This window comes from Mesorhizobium sp. B2-7-2, from assembly GCF_006440775.1.
Classification (GTDB): domain Bacteria; phylum Pseudomonadota; class Alphaproteobacteria; order Rhizobiales; family Rhizobiaceae; genus Mesorhizobium.
The window spans coordinates 357089-375108 of the sequence record NZ_VFTZ01000002.1; the positions used below are offsets into that span (position 1 = coordinate 357089).

General features: G+C 64.5%; 15 protein-coding genes. 9 read left to right on the forward strand and 6 right to left on the reverse strand.

Annotated elements, in window-relative coordinates; translation table 11 throughout:
- Nucleotides 1-14: 14 nt before the first annotated feature.
- Nucleotides 15-1439, reverse strand: coding sequence for an allantoinase PuuE (gene puuE, locus FJ425_RS04520; RefSeq protein ID WP_140722075.1), 1425 nt, complete (start codon nt 1437-1439; stop codon nt 15-17).
- A gap of 169 nt (nt 1440-1608) precedes the next feature.
- On the opposite strand from puuE, the gene uraH reads away from it, so the two are divergent.
- From uraH to xdhC, 4 genes are all read left to right on the forward strand, one after another.
- Nucleotides 1609-1983, forward strand: a complete 375-nt coding sequence (gene uraH, locus FJ425_RS04525; protein WP_140722078.1) for a hydroxyisourate hydrolase — start codon at nt 1609-1611, stop codon at nt 1981-1983.
- Between the two features lie 3 nt (nt 1984-1986).
- A complete protein-coding gene (gene xdhA, locus FJ425_RS04530; RefSeq protein ID WP_140722081.1) occupies nt 1987-3462 on the forward strand; it encodes a xanthine dehydrogenase small subunit in 1476 nt (491 codons plus the stop codon).
- 193 nt (nt 3463-3655) lie between these two features.
- Nucleotides 3656-6019, forward strand: coding sequence for a xanthine dehydrogenase molybdopterin binding subunit (gene xdhB / locus FJ425_RS04535; RefSeq protein ID WP_140722084.1), 2364 nt, complete (start codon nt 3656-3658; stop codon nt 6017-6019).
- A 53-nt stretch (nt 6020-6072) separates the two neighbouring features.
- Nucleotides 6073-6975 carry a xanthine dehydrogenase accessory protein XdhC gene (gene xdhC, locus FJ425_RS04540; RefSeq protein ID WP_140628683.1) on the forward strand — a complete coding sequence of 301 codons (903 nt, stop codon included), beginning with the start codon at nt 6073-6075 and terminating at the stop codon, nt 6973-6975.
- Nucleotides 6976-7013: 38 nt separating this feature from the next.
- On the opposite strand, the gene dps is transcribed toward xdhC, so the two are convergent.
- Nucleotides 7014-7502 (reverse strand): DNA starvation/stationary phase protection protein Dps, encoded by a 489-nt coding sequence (gene dps, locus FJ425_RS04545; RefSeq protein WP_140722087.1) that lies wholly within the window; start codon nt 7500-7502, stop codon nt 7014-7016.
- 225 nt (nt 7503-7727) lie between these two features.
- On the opposite strand from dps, the gene FJ425_RS04550 reads away from it, so the two are divergent.
- A complete protein-coding gene (locus FJ425_RS04550) occupies nt 7728-8558 on the forward strand; it encodes a PhzF family phenazine biosynthesis protein (RefSeq protein ID WP_140628689.1) in 831 nt (276 codons plus the stop codon).
- A 92-nt stretch (nt 8559-8650) separates the two neighbouring features.
- On the opposite strand, the gene FJ425_RS04555 is transcribed toward FJ425_RS04550, so the two are convergent.
- Entirely contained in the window at nt 8651-9571 is a 921-nt protein-coding gene (locus FJ425_RS04555; protein ID WP_140628692.1) for a LysR family transcriptional regulator, read from the reverse strand.
- Between the two features lie 132 nt (nt 9572-9703).
- Between FJ425_RS04555 and FJ425_RS04560 the strand changes: the two genes are divergently transcribed.
- The 4 genes from FJ425_RS04560 (at nt 9704) to FJ425_RS04575 (ending at nt 14085) form a co-directional block, all read left to right on the forward strand.
- Entirely contained in the window at nt 9704-10930 is a 1227-nt protein-coding gene (locus FJ425_RS04560; protein ID WP_140722088.1) for a urate hydroxylase PuuD, read from the forward strand.
- Between the two features lie 2 nt (nt 10931-10932).
- Nucleotides 10933-12246 carry a guanine deaminase gene (gene guaD / locus FJ425_RS04565; RefSeq protein WP_140628698.1) on the forward strand — a complete coding sequence of 438 codons (1314 nt, stop codon included), beginning with the start codon at nt 10933-10935 and terminating at the stop codon, nt 12244-12246.
- A gap of 79 nt (nt 12247-12325) precedes the next feature.
- Nucleotides 12326-12829 carry a heme-degrading domain-containing protein gene (locus FJ425_RS04570; protein ID WP_140628701.1) on the forward strand — a complete coding sequence of 168 codons (504 nt, stop codon included), beginning with the start codon at nt 12326-12328 and terminating at the stop codon, nt 12827-12829.
- On the forward strand, nt 12826-14085 hold the full coding sequence (locus FJ425_RS04575) for a glycerate kinase (RefSeq protein WP_140722089.1): 1260 nt from the start codon (nt 12826-12828) through the stop codon (nt 14083-14085). The genes FJ425_RS04570 and FJ425_RS04575 overlap by 4 nt, the downstream gene beginning before the upstream one ends.
- Before the next feature lie 280 nt (nt 14086-14365).
- Here FJ425_RS04575 and FJ425_RS04580 read toward each other — a convergent pair whose 3' ends face one another.
- The 3 genes from FJ425_RS04580 to FJ425_RS04590 form a co-directional block, all read right to left on the reverse strand.
- Nucleotides 14366-15109, reverse strand: a complete 744-nt coding sequence (locus FJ425_RS04580) for a UdgX family uracil-DNA binding protein (protein ID WP_246677869.1) — start codon at nt 15107-15109, stop codon at nt 14366-14368.
- A gap of 77 nt (nt 15110-15186) precedes the next feature.
- Nucleotides 15187-16593 (reverse strand): glutamine synthetase family protein, encoded by a 1407-nt coding sequence (locus FJ425_RS04585; RefSeq protein WP_140722090.1) that lies wholly within the window; start codon nt 16591-16593, stop codon nt 15187-15189.
- An 11-nt stretch (nt 16594-16604) separates the two neighbouring features.
- Complete coding sequence (locus FJ425_RS04590) at nt 16605-17981, reverse strand: aspartate aminotransferase family protein (protein WP_140722091.1); 1377 nt, start codon at nt 17979-17981, stop codon at nt 16605-16607.
- Nucleotides 17982-18020 lie beyond the last annotated feature (39 nt).

Consider the following 18020-nt stretch of genomic DNA (forward strand, 5'->3'; position numbering starts at 1 on the left):
GGGGATCCCTGGCGTTATTGCGGGAGCATGTCTTTCAGGCGAAGCAGCGCGATGCGCTCGACCTGTTTGCAGGCGGTTTCGAGCTCGGTGCCGCGGCTGTTGCCGATCCGCGCCTCGAACTCCGCCAGGATTTCGTCCTTGGTTTTGCCCTTGACCGCGATGATGAAAGGGAAGCCGAAGGTGGTGACATAGGCGGCGTTGAGTTTCGAGAACAGCTCGCGTTCCTTGTCGGTCAGCGCGTCGAGCCCGGCGGACGCCTGCTCCTTGGCCGATTCCGGCGTCAGCCGCTTGGCCGCCGCCAGCTTGCCGGCGAGGTCCGGATGGGCGTTGAGCACGGAAAGCCGTTCGGCTTCCGTTGCCGCGCGGAAGACGCGGCAGAGCGCATTGTGCAGGCCGCCGGCGCTGTCATGCGCGGGCCCGAGTTCCAGTTCGTAGGCGCGCTCGGCGATCCAGGGCGAATGCTCGAACACGCCGCCGAAGGCATGCACGAATTCCTCGAACCCCATCCGCGACGGCCGCAGCGCCGGCGCCTCGTAGGGATGCGTCTCGCGCCAGTGTTTGGCGATGTCGATGCGCCGTGTCAGCCAGACCTTGTCATGCGATTTCACATAGTCGACGAAGCGCTTCAGCGCCGCGACCCGTCCGGGACGACCGACTAGCCGGCAATGCAGGCCGATATTCATCATGCGCGGCCGCCCTGCCTTGCCCTCGGCATAGAGCGTGTCGAAACTATCCTTTAGGTAGGCGAAGAACTGGTCGCCGGAGTTGAAGCCCTGCGGCGTCGCGAAGCGCATGTCGTTGGCGTCGAGCGTGTAGGGGATGATGAGCTGCGGCTTCTCCAGCCCGTCGCGGTCGAACCAGTAAGGCAGTTCGTCGTCATAAGTGTCGGAGACGTAGTCGAAACCGCCTTCCTCGGCGACGAGCCGTACCGTGTTGACCGAAGTGCGGCCGGTGTACCAGCCGGTCGGCCGCGCGCCGGTCACCTCGTAATGCAGCTTGATGGTCTCTTCGAGATCGCGCCGCTCGTCCTCGGCCGAGTGGTCGCGATAGTCGATCCATTTCAGGCCATGCGAGGCGATCTCCCAGCCAGCCGCCTGCATGGCGGCCACTTGGTCGGGCGAGCGCGCCAGCGCCGTGGCGACGCCATAGCACGTCACCGGCACTTGCGCTTCGGTGAACAGCCGGTGGAGCCGCCAGAAGCCGGCCCGCGCACCGTATTCATAGATCGATTCCATGTTCCAGTGGCGCTGGCCAATCCAGGCGGCGGCGCCGACGATTTCGGACAGGAAGGCTTCCGAAGCCTTGTCGCCATGCAGCACGCAGTTCTCGCCGCCCTCTTCATAATTGACGACGAACTGCACCGCCACATGCGCGCCGCCGGGCCATTTCGGATCCGGCGGATTTGCCCCGTAACCGCGCATGTCCCGATCGTAACGCATTGCCGCTCCTGCCCGATGGTCGAGATGAGGATATCGAAAGGAGTGCGCATGCATTCCCCCGAAAATTTTTGAAAGTGCTTTTTGCCGCACTCCGCTCGACCTGGGCTTATGCATCGCCTTTAATTGGCGCACAATTGACCTGAAACTGAACCGGGATGGGAGGCGGCCAGTGGCAGAGACGTCGAAAGCCGATGGCGGGCGCCTGACGACCCATGTGCTCGACACCGCGTCCGGCCGGCCGGCAAAGGGCCTGTCGATCGGCCTTTTTCGCATCGAGGGCCAGGGCCGTACGCATCTCAAGACCGTCGCCACCAACGATGACGGGCGCTGCGACGCGCCGCTGCTCGCCGGCGCCGATTTCCGCACCGGCGAGTATGAGCTGGTCTTCGCTGCCGGCGATTATCTGCGCGGCCAAGGGATCGACCTGCCGCAACCCGCTTTCCTGGACATCGTGCCGATCCGCTTCGGCATGGCGGAGAAGCGGCATTATCACGTCCCGCTCTTGATTTCGCCCTATGGCTACTCGACCTATCGGGGGAGCTGAGACATGGCTGAGACCCGCAATCAGATACGCTTTATCCTGAACGGCAGCGACGTGGCGCTGAAAGACGTCGCACCCGATGCGACTTTGCTCGACTGGCTGCGGCTCAACCGTTCGCTGCGCGGCACCAAGGAAGGTTGCGCCGAGGGCGATTGCGGCGCTTGCGCGGTGCTGGTCGGCAAGCTTTCGGCCGAAGGTCTCGTCTATGAAAGCGTCAATGCCTGCATCCGCTTCATGGGCTCGCTCGACGGTACCCATGTCGTGACGGTGGAACATTTGCGCGGCGACGGCGAAAAGCTGCATCCGGTGCAGCAGGCGATGGTCGATTTCCACGGCTCGCAATGCGGCTTCTGCACGCCGGGCTTCATCATGTCGCTCTACGGGCTGTGGATGAAGACGCCCGACCCGTCCAACGCGGCGATCGAAAAGGCGCTGCAAGGCAACCTCTGCCGCTGCACCGGCTATGAGGCGATCATGCGCGCCGCGCACGCCATTTCGAGCTACGGCAAGGCGGCTAAGGATCCGCTGGCCGTGGAGCGCGATGACATCACCGCGCGGCTGAAGGCACTGCGCGATGGCGCCAGGGTCGAGATCGGGTCGGGCAAGGTGCGGCTGATCGTGCCGGCCAGCGTCGACGATTTCGCCGCCTTGCTTGAGAAGGAACCGGGCGCCACCATCATCGCCGGCTCGACCGATGTCGGCCTCTGGGTCACCAAGCATATGCGCGACATCTCGCCGGCGATCTTCATCGGCGGCCTCGACGGCTTGCGTACGACCTCGGAAAAAGACGGCGTCATCACCATCAGCGCCGGCGTGACCTACACCGAAGCCTTCGAAACGCTGTCGAAGCGTATCCCGGCATTGGGACCGCTGGTCGACCGCATCGGCGGCGAACAGGTGCGCAACATGGGCACCATCGGCGGCAACATCGCCAACGGCTCGCCGATCGGCGATATGCCGCCGCCGTTGATCGCGCTCGGCGCGCAGCTCACGCTGCGCAAGGGCGAGGCCCGCCGCACCATACCGCTCGAAACCTTCTTCATCGCCTATGGCAAGCAGGACCGTCAGCCTGGCGAATTCGTCGAATCCGTGCATGTGCCGGTGCCGGCAAAAGGAACGAAGTTTGCCGTCTACAAGGTCACCAAGCGCCGCGACGAGGATATCACCGCGACGCTCGGGGCATTTTACCTGGCCTTGGCCAAGGACGGCACGGTGGCCGACATCCGCATCGCCTATGGCGGCATGGCGGCGACGCCGAAGCGCGCCGCGGCGGTCGAGAAGGCGCTGATCGGCAAAGTCTGGAACGAAGCGACGGTGGAGGCAGCGATGGCGCAATACGCCAAGGACTTCACGCCGCTCACCGATATGCGGGCGACCGCCGAATACCGGGCGCTGGCGGCAAGGAACCTTCTGCTGCGCTTTTATGTCGAGACAACAGGAACGAAGGCGCCGTTCCAGGTCTCGCGCAACGAGGCCGCCTGATGCGAATCAACGCGGGCAAGCGGTCGCCAGTAGCACCCTTCTCCCCGTTCACGGGGAGAAGATGCCGGCAGGCAGATGAGGGGCGGCGCCGACTCCGGCCAGTCACTGCAAACTCGTCGACGTCACCGCTGCCCCTCATCCGACCCTTCGGGCCACCTTCTCCCCGTGAACGGGGAGAAGGGAAGGAGGCTAAATGAACAAGCACGCCACTCCCAACCTCAAGGCGGAAAAGATCGCCGGCGGCGTCGCCACCGACCAGCGGCACGATTCCGCGCACAAGCATGTCAGCGGCGCCGCTGTCTATATCGACGACATGCCGGAGCCTGCCGGCACGCTGCATATCGGCCTCGGCCTCTCCAAGATCGCGCACGGCACGCTGAAAAGCGTCGACCTGTCGGCGGTGCGCTCAGCCCCGGGCGTCGTCGACGTTCTGACCCATGCCGATGTTCCCGGCGAGAACGATGTTTCGCCGAGCAACATGCATGACGATCCGGTGCTCGCCGAAGGCAAGGTTGAGTTTTACGGCCAGCCGATCTTCGCCGTGGTTGCCGAGACGCGTGAGGAAGCGCGCCGCGCGGCGCGTCTCGCAAAAATCGAGTACGACGAGCTTCCGGCCGTCATCGACATCTGGAACCTCGACACGGTCAACGACAAGCAGGTCACCACGCCGCTGATCCTGAAGCGCGGCGATGCCGCCGCGGCGATTGCCGCCGCTCCGCGCCGCATCAAGAACCGCATGTGGCTCGGCGGCCAGGACCATTTCTATCTCGAAGGCCAGGTCTCGCTGGCGATCCCCGGCGAGGACGACGAGGTCGTCGTCTATTGCTCGACGCAGGGCCCGAGCGAGACGCAGCATCTGGTCGCCCATGCGCTCGGCGTGCCGAGCCATGCGGTGACAGTCGAAGTGCGCCGCATGGGCGGCGGCTTCGGCGGCAAGGAGACGCAGGCCAACCAGTGCGCGGCCATCGCGGCGATCGCCGCCAAGAAGCTGAAGCGCGCGGTGAAGATCCGGCTCGACCGCGACGAGGACATGACCGCCACCGGCAAGCGGCACGACTTCGCCATCGACTACGAGGTCGGCTTCGACGACGAGGGTAATATCCTGGGCGTCGATTTCACCTATGCGCTGCGCTGCGGGTTCTCCGCCGATCTCTCCGGTCCGGTCGGCGACCGCGCGCTGTTCCACTGCGACAACGCCTATTTCTATCCGGCGGTGCATGCGAAATCGGCGCCGCTCTACACCAACACCGTGTCCAACACCGCCTTCCGCGGCTTCGGCGGCCCGCAAGGCATGGTCGGCGCGGAGCGCGTCATCGACGAGGTTGCCTTCGCCGTCGGCAAGGATTCGCTCGAAATCCGCAAGTTGAATTTCTACGACCCGATGGAGGCCATCGGCGAGCGCAGCGTCACGCCCTATCACCAGAAGGTCGAGGACTGCATCATCCAGCGCATCGTGGCCGAGCTGGAGGAAAGCGCGGACTATGCGCGGCGACGCCGCGAGATCGGCGCCTTCAACAACAACAGCCGCTTCATCAAGCGCGGTCTGGCGCTGACGCCGGTAAAGTTCGGCATCTCCTTCACCAAGACGGAGGCGAACCAGGCCGGCGCGCTGGTGCATGTCTATGCCGACGGCTCCGTCCATATGAACCATGGCGGCACCGAGATGGGCCAGGGCCTGCACCTCAAGGTGGCGCAGGTCGTGGCCGAGGAGTTCCAGATCGACCTCGACCGGGTCAAGATCACCGCCACCACCACCGCCAAGGTGCCGAACACCTCGCCGACGGCCGCGTCGTCCGGCGCCGACCTCAACGGCATGGCGGCGCAGGACGCCGCCCGCCAGATCCGCAAGCGGCTGACCGATTTCGCCGCCGACAAATACCAGGTTCCGCACGACCAGGTCGTGTTCCTGCCCAACCGGGTGCGCATCGGCAACCAGGAAGTGGCCTTCAACGATCTGGTCAAGCAGGCCTATGTCAATCGCATCCAGCTCTCGGCGGCAGGCTTCTACAAGACCCCGAAGATCCATTGGGACCGCAGCAAGGGCCGCGGCCATGCCTTCTATTATTACGCCTATGGCGCGGCCTGCTCGGAAGTGTCGGTCGACACGCTCACCGGCGAATATGTCGTCGAGCGCACCGATATCCTGCATGACGCCGGCCGCTCGCTGAACCGGGCGATCGATCTAGGCCAGGTCGAGGGCGGCTTCATCCAGGGCATGGGCTGGCTGACGACAGAGGAGCTGTGGTGGGACGACGGCGGCCGGCTGCGCACGCATGCGCCGTCGACCTACAAGATCCCGCTCGCGTCCGACCGTCCGAAAATCTTCAACGTTAAGCTGACCGACTGGTCGTCTGCCTATGAACCGACCATTCATCGCTCAAAGGCGGTGGGCGAGCCACCGCTGCCACACGGCATGTCGGTGCTGCATGCGCTGTCGGACGCGGTGGCCAGCGTCGCGGATCACGAGATTTGTCCACGCCTTGATGCGCCGGCGACGCCGGAACGGGTGCTGATGGCGATCGAGTGGCTCAAGCAGGAGGCCGCGAAGCCGGCTTGAAACGTGCAATTCGGGCCGAAAAACACTATATTTCCCAAGTGGAAATGCAGACGATGAACTCGAAAGCACAACAGCTGAAGGAATTCCTCGGCCGGGTCGGCCAGGCTGCGTTGGTTGAAGTGGCGGCGACGAAGGGTTCGACCCCGCGCGAGGCCGGTGCCTTCATGCTTGTCTCGGCCTCGTCGATTCTTGGCACCATCGGCGGCGGCCAGCTCGAATACATGGCGATCGACAAGGCGCGGCAGGTATTGAATGCAGGGCAGCGGCCGCGATCTCCCGCCAGTGAAGCCCGCATCGAGGTCGATGAGGTCTGCGCAACGCTGGACGTTCCGCTCGGGCCGGAGATCGGCCAATGCTGCGGCGGCCGCGTCGAGGTGTCGATCCGCCTCGTCGATGGTTCACTGGAACAGCAACTGATCGCCAAGGCCGAAGCGGAAGAGGCCCATCTGCCGCATGTCTATGTGTTCGGCGGCGGCCATGTCGGCCAGGCGCTGGCCGCGTCGCTCGCGCTGCTGCCGATCCATGTCGTCGTCGTCGAGACCCGCGCCGAGGCGCTGGAAGGCATGCCGGAAACGGTGAAAACACGGCTGACATCGTTGCCCGAAGCCGTGGTGCGCGAGGCGCCGGCCAGATCGGCCTTCGCGATCCTGACTCATGATCATGCGCTGGATTTCCTGATCGTCGCCGAGGCGCTGAAGCGTGACGACAGCGCCTATGTCGGCATGATCGGTTCGAAGACCAAGAAGGCGACCTTCAGGAACTGGTTCCTGAAATCCGCGGAGGGCAGCGAAGCGCAGTTCGCCCGGCTCGTCTCGCCGATCGGCGGCAATGCCGTGAAGGACAAGCGCCCGCCGGTGATCGCCGCGCTCGCCGCCGCAGAGATCATGACGTCGCTGGTGGCGCACACCGTCGAGGCGCCAAGGGCCGCCGGCGCCGAGAAGATGATGGCCGGCTAAGTCCGCCGGCCATGTTGTGAAAGCCGGGAAGCGTCTGGCTATTCCTTTTCCTGGGTGTGCGCCTCGAGGAACCACAGCAATTTGTCGAGCGAGCGCGAATAGGCGGTAAAGATGTCCGCCGTATCGCGATCACCGGCGTCGTCGGCCTCGTCGATTGCTTCGCGGGTCAGCTTGGCGGCCGTGGCATAGCGGTCGATCAGCGCCGCCAGATGATCCTTGGTTTTGTGGATGTCGGTCGGATAAGGCCTCAGCTTGGTCGCTTTCGACACCTCCTGCGAGGTGCCATGCGCGGTGCCGCCGAGCTGCACGGCGCGCTCGGCGATAATGTCGACATGGCCGTCGATCTCCTCGCGGAATTCGTCCAGCATCTCGTGGATGGCGATGAATTGCGGGCCCTTGACGTTCCAATGAGCCCGCTTGGTGATCAGCGCCAGGTCGATGGCGTCGGCAAGCCTGGCGTTGAGCAGATCGATCGATTCCTTCTTGGCATCGGATTTGAGGTCGTTCTTGGTGACGATGGCGTCCATGGTCGGCTCCTGTCCCGCTGCGTCGCTTGGTGAAAGCTGAAGGCGGCCCGAGCGACCGCCAATCGTCAGAACGGCGATGACCAGAATTTCGTTCCGCGTTGGATCGAGGGACACCATCCCCGATTGCAGGTGTGAGTGGCGCTCACCGCTGCTTGCTGCTTTCCTCATTTCCCAAAGCGGCGCGAAACGTGTTTGTTGCGCCTCACGGACAACGGGGTCAGGAACATGGACATATTGAAGATCGCCGCATTTTCGGACGGGAACACCGGCGGCAATCCCGCCGGCGTGGTGATTGGCGAGATGCTGCCCGACGTCGCCGACATGCAGCGTGTCGCGGCAGAAGTTGCCTTCTCGGAAACCGCCTTCGCGGCGCCCGAAGGCGGCGGCTGGCGCGTGCGCTATTTTTCGCCGGAGTCGGAAGTGCCGTTCTGCGGCCATGCCACCATCGCGCTCGGCGCGGCGCTGGTCGGAAAGTTCGGCGACGGCATCTTCAGGCTGACCCTCAATCAGGCAGACATCACCGTCGAAGGCTTTCGCGATGGCGCCAACTTTGCCGCCGCCCTGCAGTCGCCGCCGACGCGCAGCAGGCCTGCGTCGGCCGAACTGGTTGGCGAAGCGCTCGCTCTGTTTGGTTATAAGCGGGGCGATCTCGACCCTGCCATTCCGCCAGCGCTCATCCATGGCGGCGCCGATCATCTCGTGCTGGCGCTGAAGTCGCGCCAGGCGCTGGCCGCCATGTCCTATGATCTCAAGAAAGGCCAGTCTTTCATGCGGCGCGAAGGCTTGGTCACCATCCTGCTCGCCTATGCCGAAACGCCGCGGCTCTTTCACATGCGCAATCCCTTTGCGTCCGGCGGCGTCTACGAGGACCCGGCGACGGGTGCCGCGACCGCTGCCTTTGCCGGCTATCTGCGCGATCTCGGCTGGCCGCATGGCGGCGCGATCGACATCGTCCAGGGCGAGGATATGGGCATGCGTTCGCGCCTTCACGCCGACATTCCGCCCGCGCCGGGCAGCTCGATCGGGGTGTCCGGAACGGCCAGGCTAATGGACTGATCTGAAGCAATTTCGGGAAAAGCGTGCTTCGGTTAGGCCGGGCGTCTCGCCGTAGCCTTCCGTCCGGAATCGCGACGCAGCTCTACCGGTCGTTACTTCCCAGCCAGGAGGTCCTTGATCAGCCGCTGGCAGCGCTCGGCCATGAAGTCGAGCAGCAGCCGCACCTTCGGATCCTGCAGCTTCTTGTGCGGATAGACGGCGGCGAATTGCACCGGCGTCGGCGGCGCCTGGGGCAGGATCACCTTCAAACGCCGGTCGCGGATGAACGGCTCGACCTCGAAACGCGGCTTGTTGATGATGCCGCGCCCCGACAGCGCCCAGCCGGTCAGAACGTCGCCGTCGTCGGTGTCATAGGGACCGTGCACCTCGAATTTCTGCGGTCCGTTCGGCATCTGCAGCGTCCAGACATATTCGCGCGCGCCGGCATAGCGCAGCATCAGGCAGTCGTGCTTCTTGCCGATCAGCTCCTGCGCCTCGGCCGGCTCGCCGCGCGCTTCCAGATATTTCGGCGCCGCCACCAGCACGCGCTCGCATTCCATGATGCCGCGCATCCTGAGGCTCGAATCCTCGATGATGCCGAGCCGGAAGGCGACGTCGATGCCTTCCTTCATGATATCGACATTGTGGTCGGAAAGCCGAAGCCGCACCTCGATATCGGGATATTTGTCGTGGAAGTCCGGAATGCCTGACGCGATCAGCCTCCGGCCGAGGCCGAGCGGCGCCGTAACCCTGATGGTCCCGCGTGGCTGGCCGGAGAGCGCGGCGACCGCCGCTTCCGCCTCGGTGATCGCGTCCAGCACCTGCTTGGCGCCGGTGTAGAACACGGTGCCATGCTCGGTCGGCATCAACTGCCTTGTCGTACGGTTGAACAGCCGCACCCCAAGATGCTTCTCCAACTCCTTGATCCGGTTCGAGGCGACCGCCGGCGAAATGCGCATGTCGCGCCCCGCCGCCGACAGATTGCCGAGCTCGACGACGCGAACGAAGACAGCGATGTTGTCTAGATAGGCCATGTGTGGCTCTCAAAAGGCTGAGCGGGGCAACCCTAGTATTTTCCATTTTTTTTTGAAAGTCATCGCGCACCTCGCCTCTTTTCGTTTGCGCGCCAGACCGTAAAGTCGCTCTCATCGGCAGGGACGAGTGCAATGATGGATTTCGCGATTTTCTGGGACTGGCTGAGCTTCGCGGTCCGCTGGCTGCATGTCATCACCGGCATCGCCTGGATCGGCTCGTCCTTTTATTTCGTCGCCCTCGACCTTGGCCTGCGCCAGCGGCCCGGCCTGCCCGCCGGCGCCTTCGGTGAGGAGTGGCAGGTGCATGGCGGCGGCTTCTACCACATCCAGAAATATCTGGTTGCGCCGGCCGAAATGCCGGAGCACCTCACCTGGTTCAAATGGGAATCCTACGCCACCTGGCTGTCGGGCTTCGCCATGCTCTGCGTGGTCTATTATGCCGGCGCCGATCTCTTCCTGATCGATCCCAACGTGCTCAACATCTCGGTGCCGGTCGGCATCCTCTTGTCGCTGGCCACCATCGGCGTCGGCTGGATCGTCTACGACCTGCTCTGCCGCTCGCCGCTGGGCAAAAGCGACACCGGGCTGATGCTGGTGCTTTATTGCGTGCTGGTGTCCATCGCCTGGGGGCTGACGCATCTTTTCACCGGCCGCGCCGCCTTCCTGCATCTTGGCGCCATCACCGCCACCATCATGTCGGCCAATGTCTTCATGGTCATCATCCCCAACCAGAAGATCGTCGTCGCCGACCTGATCGCCGGCCGCAAGCCGGACCCGAAATACGGCAAGATCGCCAAGCAGCGCTCGCTGCACAACAACTACTTGACCTTGCCGGTCCTGTTCCTGATGCTGTCGAACCACTACCCGCTGGCTTTCGGCACTGAGTTCAACTGGGTCATCGCTTCGCTGGTCTTCATCATCGGCGTTCTGATCCGGCACTATTTCAACACCGTGCATGCAAGGAAGGGCAACCCTACCTGGACATGGTTGGGCGCGGCCGTTCTGTTCATGATCATCATCTGGCTGTCGACCGTGCCAAAGGTGCTGACCGGCGAGCCCAAGATCTCCGCCGCATCCGCCGCCGCGCAGGTCTACATCGCCTCGGCGCATTTCCCGGCCGTGCGCGATACCGTGCTTGGCCGCTGCTCGATGTGCCATACGGAGGAGCCGGTCTATGAAGGCATCTACCATGCGCCGAAGGGGGTGCTGCTCGACACCGACGAGCGCATCGCCGAGCATGCTCGCGAGATCTACATCCAGGCCGGCCGGGCGCATGCCATGCCGCCCGCCAATGTCAGCCAGATAACCGACCAGGAACGGGCCCTTCTGGTCGCCTGGTTCGAAGGGGCCGGAAAATAAGCATGACATCGAAATTCCTGCGCGGCCGCACGCTCTCCTTCCTGCGCTGGCCCGAATCGGTCGACGATTATTCCGCCTGGCGCTACGAGGAGGATGGCGGTCTGCTGATCGAGAACGGCAGGATCGTCGCCGCCGGTTCCTATGCCGAAGTCGCGAAGAAGGCCGGCGCCGGTGTCGAGACGGTTGACCATCGTCCGCATCTCATCTTGCCCGGCTTCATCGACGCGCATGTGCATTTTCCGCAGATGCAGATCATCGCGTCTTACGGTGCGGAACTGCTGGACTGGCTGAACAAATACACTTTTCCGGAAGAGGCGAAGTTCCAGAACGCGCAGCATGGCCGCCGCATCGCGCGGCTGTTTCTCGACGAGATGCTGCGCCATGGCACGACGACGGTCGCGGCCTATTGCTCCGTGCACAGATCGTCGGCGGAAGCCTTCTTTGCCGAGTCGCATGAACGCAACATGCTCAACATCGCCGGCAAGGTGATGATGGACCGCAATGCGCCCGACGGCGTGCTCGACACGCCGCAAACCGGCTATGACGATACCAAGGCGCTGATCTCCGAATGGCACGGCAAGGGCCGCCAACTCTATGCCATCACGCCGCGCTTCGCCATCACCTCCTCGCCCGAGCAGATGGAGATGGCCGGTGCACTCTGCCGCGAATATCCCGATCTCCACATGCAGACGCATCTGTCGGAAAACCACGCCGAGATCGCCTTCACCCAGGAGCTCTACCCTTGGTCGCGCGACTATACCGACGTTTACGAACATTATGGCTTGCTCGGCAAAAAGGGCCTGTTCGGCCATTGCATCCACCTCTCGGAACGCGAGGCGGACGCGCTGTCGCAATCGGGTTCGGTGGCGGTGTTCTGCCCGACCTCCAATCTCTTCCTGGGCTCCGGCCTGTTCGACTATCAGCGCTATCGCCGGCGCGAGAAGCCGCTCAGGATAGCGGCGGCCACCGATGTCGGCGGCGGCACCAACTATTCGATGCTGCGCACCATGGATGAAGGCTACAAGGTGATCGCGCTGAACGGCGAGAAGCTCAATCCGTTCCAGTCCTTCTGGCAATTGACGCGCGGCAATGCCGAAGCGCTGTCGGTGGCCGACAGGGTCGGCACGCTGGACGAAGGCACCGATGCCGACATCGTCGTGCTCGATGCTCATGCCACACCGGGCATGCGGCTCAGGATGGAGACCGTGGAGACGCTGGCGGAAGAGCTCTTTCTGCTGCAGACGCTGGGCGACGATCGCGCCGTGCGCGAGGTCTATGTGGCGGGCCGGCCGGCGAAGAGTGGCATTGTGGCATAACGCCATTCCATGCCCTCCGCGCTTGACCCGGCGTCAGCCATCGGCCAAAGCGAGCGTCGACATTTGACAGGGGAACGCCATGGCCATCGCCGACGACATCGCTCTGATCAAGAAACAGGAAGCCACGCTGGTCTTTCCGGCCTTCGATGAGGCTGTCGCCTTCAAGATCGGTTCAGCCATCAGGGACCGGGCGCTGAAGGAAGATCTTCCGATCATCGTCGACATCAGGACTTTCGATCGGCCGCTCTTCTATGCCGCCATGCCGGGTTCGAACGCGTCAAATCCCGATTGGGCGCGACGCAAGATCAATGTCGTAAGGCGCTATCTCAGAAGCACCTATCGCCTGGTGCTGGAGCAGCAGCGCCCGGACCGCACTTTCAAGGTCGGCGAAGCGCTCGACATTGCCGATTATGTGCTCGCCGGCGGCGGCTTTCCGCTCACGGTGAAAGGCGCCGGCGTCATCGGTGTCATCGCCGTCTCGGGCCTGCCCGAGCGCGAGGATCATGGCGTCGTGGTCGACGCGCTTTGCGCGCATCTTGGCATCGATGCGAGCGGGCTCGCGCTGCCGCCGGAAGAAAAATGACCGACCCGAAAAGCTTCCTCACCTCGATCTTCAACGCCGCCGTCGCCGCCGCCGATCCGGAAAAGACGATCTGCAATCATTTGCCGGCAAAGCCGAAGGGCCGCACCATCGTCATCGGCGCTGGCAAGGGGTCGGCGCAGATGGCCGCCGCCTTCGAGAAGGTCTGGGACGGACCGATCGACGGCCTTGTCGTCACCCGCTACGGCTATGGCGCCAGATGCGAGCGTATCGAGATCATTGAGGCGGCGCATCCGGTGCCGGATGCCGCTGGCCTCGAGGCGTCGCGCCGCTTGCTGGAGAAGGTGCGGGGCCTGACCGCTGACGATCTTGTGGTGGCGCTGATTTCCGGCGGCGGCTCTGCCTTGCTGCCGTCGCCGGCTCCCGGGCTGACGCTTGCCGATGAGATCGCCGTCAATGAGGCGCTGCTTGCCTCCGGCGCGCCGATCGCGGCGATGAACACCATCCGCAAGCATGTCTCGACCATCAAGGGCGGGCGCCTGGCCGCCGCTGCCCATCCTGCGAGGGTGGTGTCGCTGGTCGTCTCTGATATCCCCGGCGACAATCCGGCACTGGTTGCCTCGGGACCGACCGTTCCCGACACTGGCAGCCGCGCAGATGCTCTGGCCTCGATCGCCGCTTATGGCATGAATCTGCCGACCTCGGTCATGGCGCATATCCAGTCGCCGGCCGCGGACGCGCCGCGCCCCGACGATCGGCGCTTCGCCGGCAATGAAGTGCACCTGACCGCCTCGGCCGGCGTCTCTCTGGAAGCCGCCGCCGCCGAAGCGAAGCGGCAAGGCATCGAGGCCGTCATCCTGTCGGATGCAATCGAGGGCGAGGCGCGCGAGGTCGGCGTCGTCCACGCCGCGATCGCGCGCGAAGTGGCGACGCGCAACCGCCCCTTCGCCAAGCCGGTGCTGATCCTCTCCGGCGGCGAAACCACGGTGACGTTGCGGGCAAAAGGCAAGGGCGGCCGCAATTCCGAATTCCTGCTCGCTTTCGCCATCGGCATCGACGGCGTGAACGGCATTGATGCCTTGGCCGCCGACACCGACGGGATCGACGGCTCGGAGAACAATGCCGGCGCCTTCGCCGACGGCTCGACCGTGGCGCGCATGCGCGCGGCAGGCGTCGACGCCAAGACGATGCTCGTCGGCAACAATGCCTGGACGGCCTTCAACGCGGTCGGGGATCTGTTCGTGCCTGGTCCGACGGGGACGAATGTGAATGATCTGAGGGCGATCCTGATCCGGTAGCCGCTAGCCTCCAAACGTCGTCATTCCAGGGCGAAGCAGGAGCGAAGCTCCGTCGCAAAGATCCTGGAATCCTGTGATCTTGATCAAACGTGCAGCGGAGCAGAATTCTGCACCGCAGCAGCGCTCATGCGTCACGGAATGGATCCTCGGGTCTGCGCGCGTCGCTTCGCTCCTTGCTCCGCCCGTGGATGACGAAGCGATAGGCGCTTCGGCTAATCTCCAACGCCGCAGACCCGTTCAAAAGTGCATGCCTACCGGTCCCTCGCGGTGCGTAGAACGATCAAGCAGCCATCAGCCCCTTCACCTTCCGCATATCCTGCAAAAACCGGTCCCTCTCGGCCTCCTTGTCCTCCCGATCGCGGATCCGCAGGATGAAGGAGGGGTGGATGGTCACAAACACGCGCAAGCCATCCTCGCGCTCGATCACATCGCCGCGCATCTTGGTGATCGGCACGGCCTTGCCGAGCAGCGACTGCGCCGCCGTCGCGCCGAGCGCCACCACGAGGTTCGGCTTGACGAGGTCAAGCTCCTTGTCCAGCCACCAGCGGCAGGCCTGGATTTCGCCGGCATTGGGCTTCGAATGGATGCGCCGCTTGCCGCGCGGCTCGAATTTGAAGTGTTTGACCGCATTGGTCACATAGACCTTACGGCGATCGATTTCGGCGTCGTCCAGGATGCTGTCGAATATTCTACCGGCCGGGCCGACAAATGGCTTGCCGGCCAGATCCTCCTGATCGCCTGGCTGTTCGCCGACGAAGACCACGTCCGCGCTTTCCGGTCCTTCGCCGAACACGGTCTGCGTTGCGTCATGCCAAAGCGGGCAGCGGCGGCAGCCTTTCGCCTCTTCGCGCAACTCCGGAATATCTTCGGCTTCAGGCGCCACCACATCGGCCGGCTCGGGCGTGGGCCAATGCTTGGCCTTCACCTTGGCATGGTGCGGTACTGGGGTGGTTGGCATCCGGTCGATCATCTCTGACGCGGCTCTGTCTGCTCCTGCTATCAAATCTGGAATGAGCGAGGCCACGGGAAGGTTCCGCCAATATTTCTTCGGCATCTCCTTCTGCCGGCAAAACGTGATCGCCGCGCCGTCAGGCCCTGTGCTCAAACCTCATGCAGATAGAGATGATAGTCCAGCTCACTGACGGTCCGCGCAACGCGCAGATATTCCGCCTGCTTGATCGCCACGAAGGTTCTGTGCAGGTCGGGGCCGAGCGCCGACCTCAGGAAATCGGAGCCTCTGGCCGCCTCGATTGCAGCGCGCCAGTCGGCCGGCATGGTCGATTTCTCCGTTGCCTGTTCATAGCCGTTCCCGGTCGTCTCGAGACCAGGGTCCAGACCCTCGTCCAGCCCCTTGACGATGCCGGCCAGCACCGTTGCGGCGACCAGGTACGGATTCGCGTCGACGCCCGACGGCCGATGCTCGATGCGGCGGTTCCTGGCGTCGCCAGCCGGCACGCGCAGCGCCACCGAGCGATTGTTGACGCCCCAACTGGGCGCCACGGGAGCATAGGATTGTGAGACGAAGCGGCGCCATGAATTGGCGTGCGGCGCAAACACCAGCATGGATTCCGCCATGGTGTGGATGAGGCCGCCAAGTGCGTTGAGCAGGCTTAGCGACCATTTCTCGCCGGCTGCCTCGGTGAAGACGTTGCGGCCGCCATCATCCTGCAGCGAGACATGGAAATGCATGCCCGAACCCGCATAGGCCTCGATGGGCTTGGCCATGAAGCAGGCGGTGACGCCGTGCCGGCGCGCCTGCGCCCGCACCAGCCGCTTCAGCATGACGAGATCGTCGGCCGCCCGCATCACGTCCTTGCGGTAGTTGAGCGTCAGCTCGTATTGGCCGGGCGCGTATTCGGAGATCACCGTCTCGGCCGGAATGCCTTGCGCCTTGGCCGCGGCGTAGATGTCGGAAAACAGCGGCTCCATGCCATGCAGATGGTCGACCGAATAGACTTCGGTCTTGGCCGAACGCCTGCCGTCGAGCACCGCGCGGGCGGCTTGCACCTTGCCATCCGCGTCGCGCTCATTGGACAGCAGGAAAAATTCGAGCTCGAAGGCGCCGGCCGGATGCAGGCCGCGCGCCGCCAGCAATTCCACCTGCCTTGCCAGCACCAGCCGCGGGTCGGAGGTCATCGGCTGGCCGTCGAGGTGGTGCATCGACATCAGCACCTGGCCGCGCGGCGGGTTGGTGCCGAAGAGCGGGACCAGCGTGCCGGGGATCGGCCATGCCCTGAGATCGCCGTCGCCGGTGTCCCACACCAGCCCGGTTTCGTGCACATCCTCGCCGGTGATGTCGAGGCCGAGGATCGAGATCGGCAGATGCCGGCCGTTCTCGAAAATGCCCATCAGCTCGTGCCGGCGCACGATCTTGCCGCGGCCGACGCCGTTGGCGTCGGTGAGCACGATGTCGAACGCCTCGATCTCGGGATGCGCGTCGAGAAACGCCTTCGCCTCGGCGGGAGTCGAGCCGGAAGGAAAGGTGGTAGCGGCGTTCAGATTGTCCATCGCCGCTTTTCTCACGCCATAAGCCTCGCCGCAACCGCGGCGAAGGCGGCGATCAGCCGGCTCACTTGCGCCGAAGTCGTTGCCGGCGAGATCAGCATCATGTTGTGGAACGGCGCGATCAGCACGCCGCGATTGACCAGCGCGACGTGGATGGCGGCTTCCAGCTCCGGCGCATGCGCCTTCTCGGCCTCGCCGCCGTTTTGCAGCGGTCCAGGCGCGCAGATGAACTCGACGCGCGCGCCGACCCGCGCGACATGCCAGGGTAGCCTGTGGCGCTCAATAACGGCGGAGAGCCCCGCATCGAGGCGGCGCGCCAGCCGGTCCATATGGGCGTAGGCTTCCTCGGTCATCACCTCTTCCAGCGTGGCGCGCATCGCCGCGAATTGCAGCGGGTTGGCCGACAGCGTCGTGCCCATGCCGGAATAGCCGGGCTCCTTGGTCTGGTTGTAGGCGCCATAGCGCGTGGCGACCTCCTCGCTCATGCCCCAGATGCTCGCCGGCACGCCGCCCGCAACCGGCTTGCCGAGCACGAACAGGTCCGGCTCCAGCCCGTGCTTGCGCGTATAGCCGCCCGGGCCGGTCGAAATCGTGTGCGTCTCGTCGATAAGCAGCAGTGTGCCGGCCGCGCGGGTCAGGCGCCGCAGCGCGTCGTGGAAACCGGATTCCGGCAGCACCATGCAGGAATTGGTCAGCACCGGCTCGGTGATGACGCAGGCGACGTCGCGGTCGGCCAGCACTGCCTCGAGCGCGGCAATATCGTTGAACTCGACGATCTTCGTGGCTCGCGTCAGGTCGCGGAATTCGCCGGCCAGCCCAGGCCGGTTGACGGGTTTGCCGTCGATCAGCCGCACCATCGTCTCGTCGACCGAGCCGTGATAGCAGCCGTTGAAGACCAGGATCTTCTCGCGCCCGGTCACCGCGCGGGCGACGCGCAGCGCAAAGCGGTTGGCGTCGGTGGCAGTGGTGGCGATCTGCCAGTAGGGCAGGCCGAAGCGCTGCTGCAGGAGCGTGCCGATCGCCAGCGCATCCTCGCTTGGCAGCATATAGGTCAGCCCGCGTCCGGATTGGCGGCGGATCGCACGGGCGACCGCCGGCGGCGAATGGCCGAGCATCGAGCCGGTGTCGCCGAGGCAGAAATCGTCGAGCCTATTGGCGTCGATGTCGGTGATGGTAGCGCCCTTGGCGCCGTCGACCAGGATCGGGAACGGCGTCGGCCAGTCGCTCATCCAGTGCATCGGCACCCCGCCGAGGAAACCGGCAATGCCGTTGCCGAGCTTCGCCTCGGATTTCGGCCGCGCCTTGCGGAACGCGGCCGCCTCCGTCGCGCGCAATTCGGCGACGCGGGCGACGTCGATGCCGCCGATGGAAGTCCGGCCGATTGAATGCATGAAATCCCCCTCAGGCAGTAGGCAGTAGGCAGTAGGCAG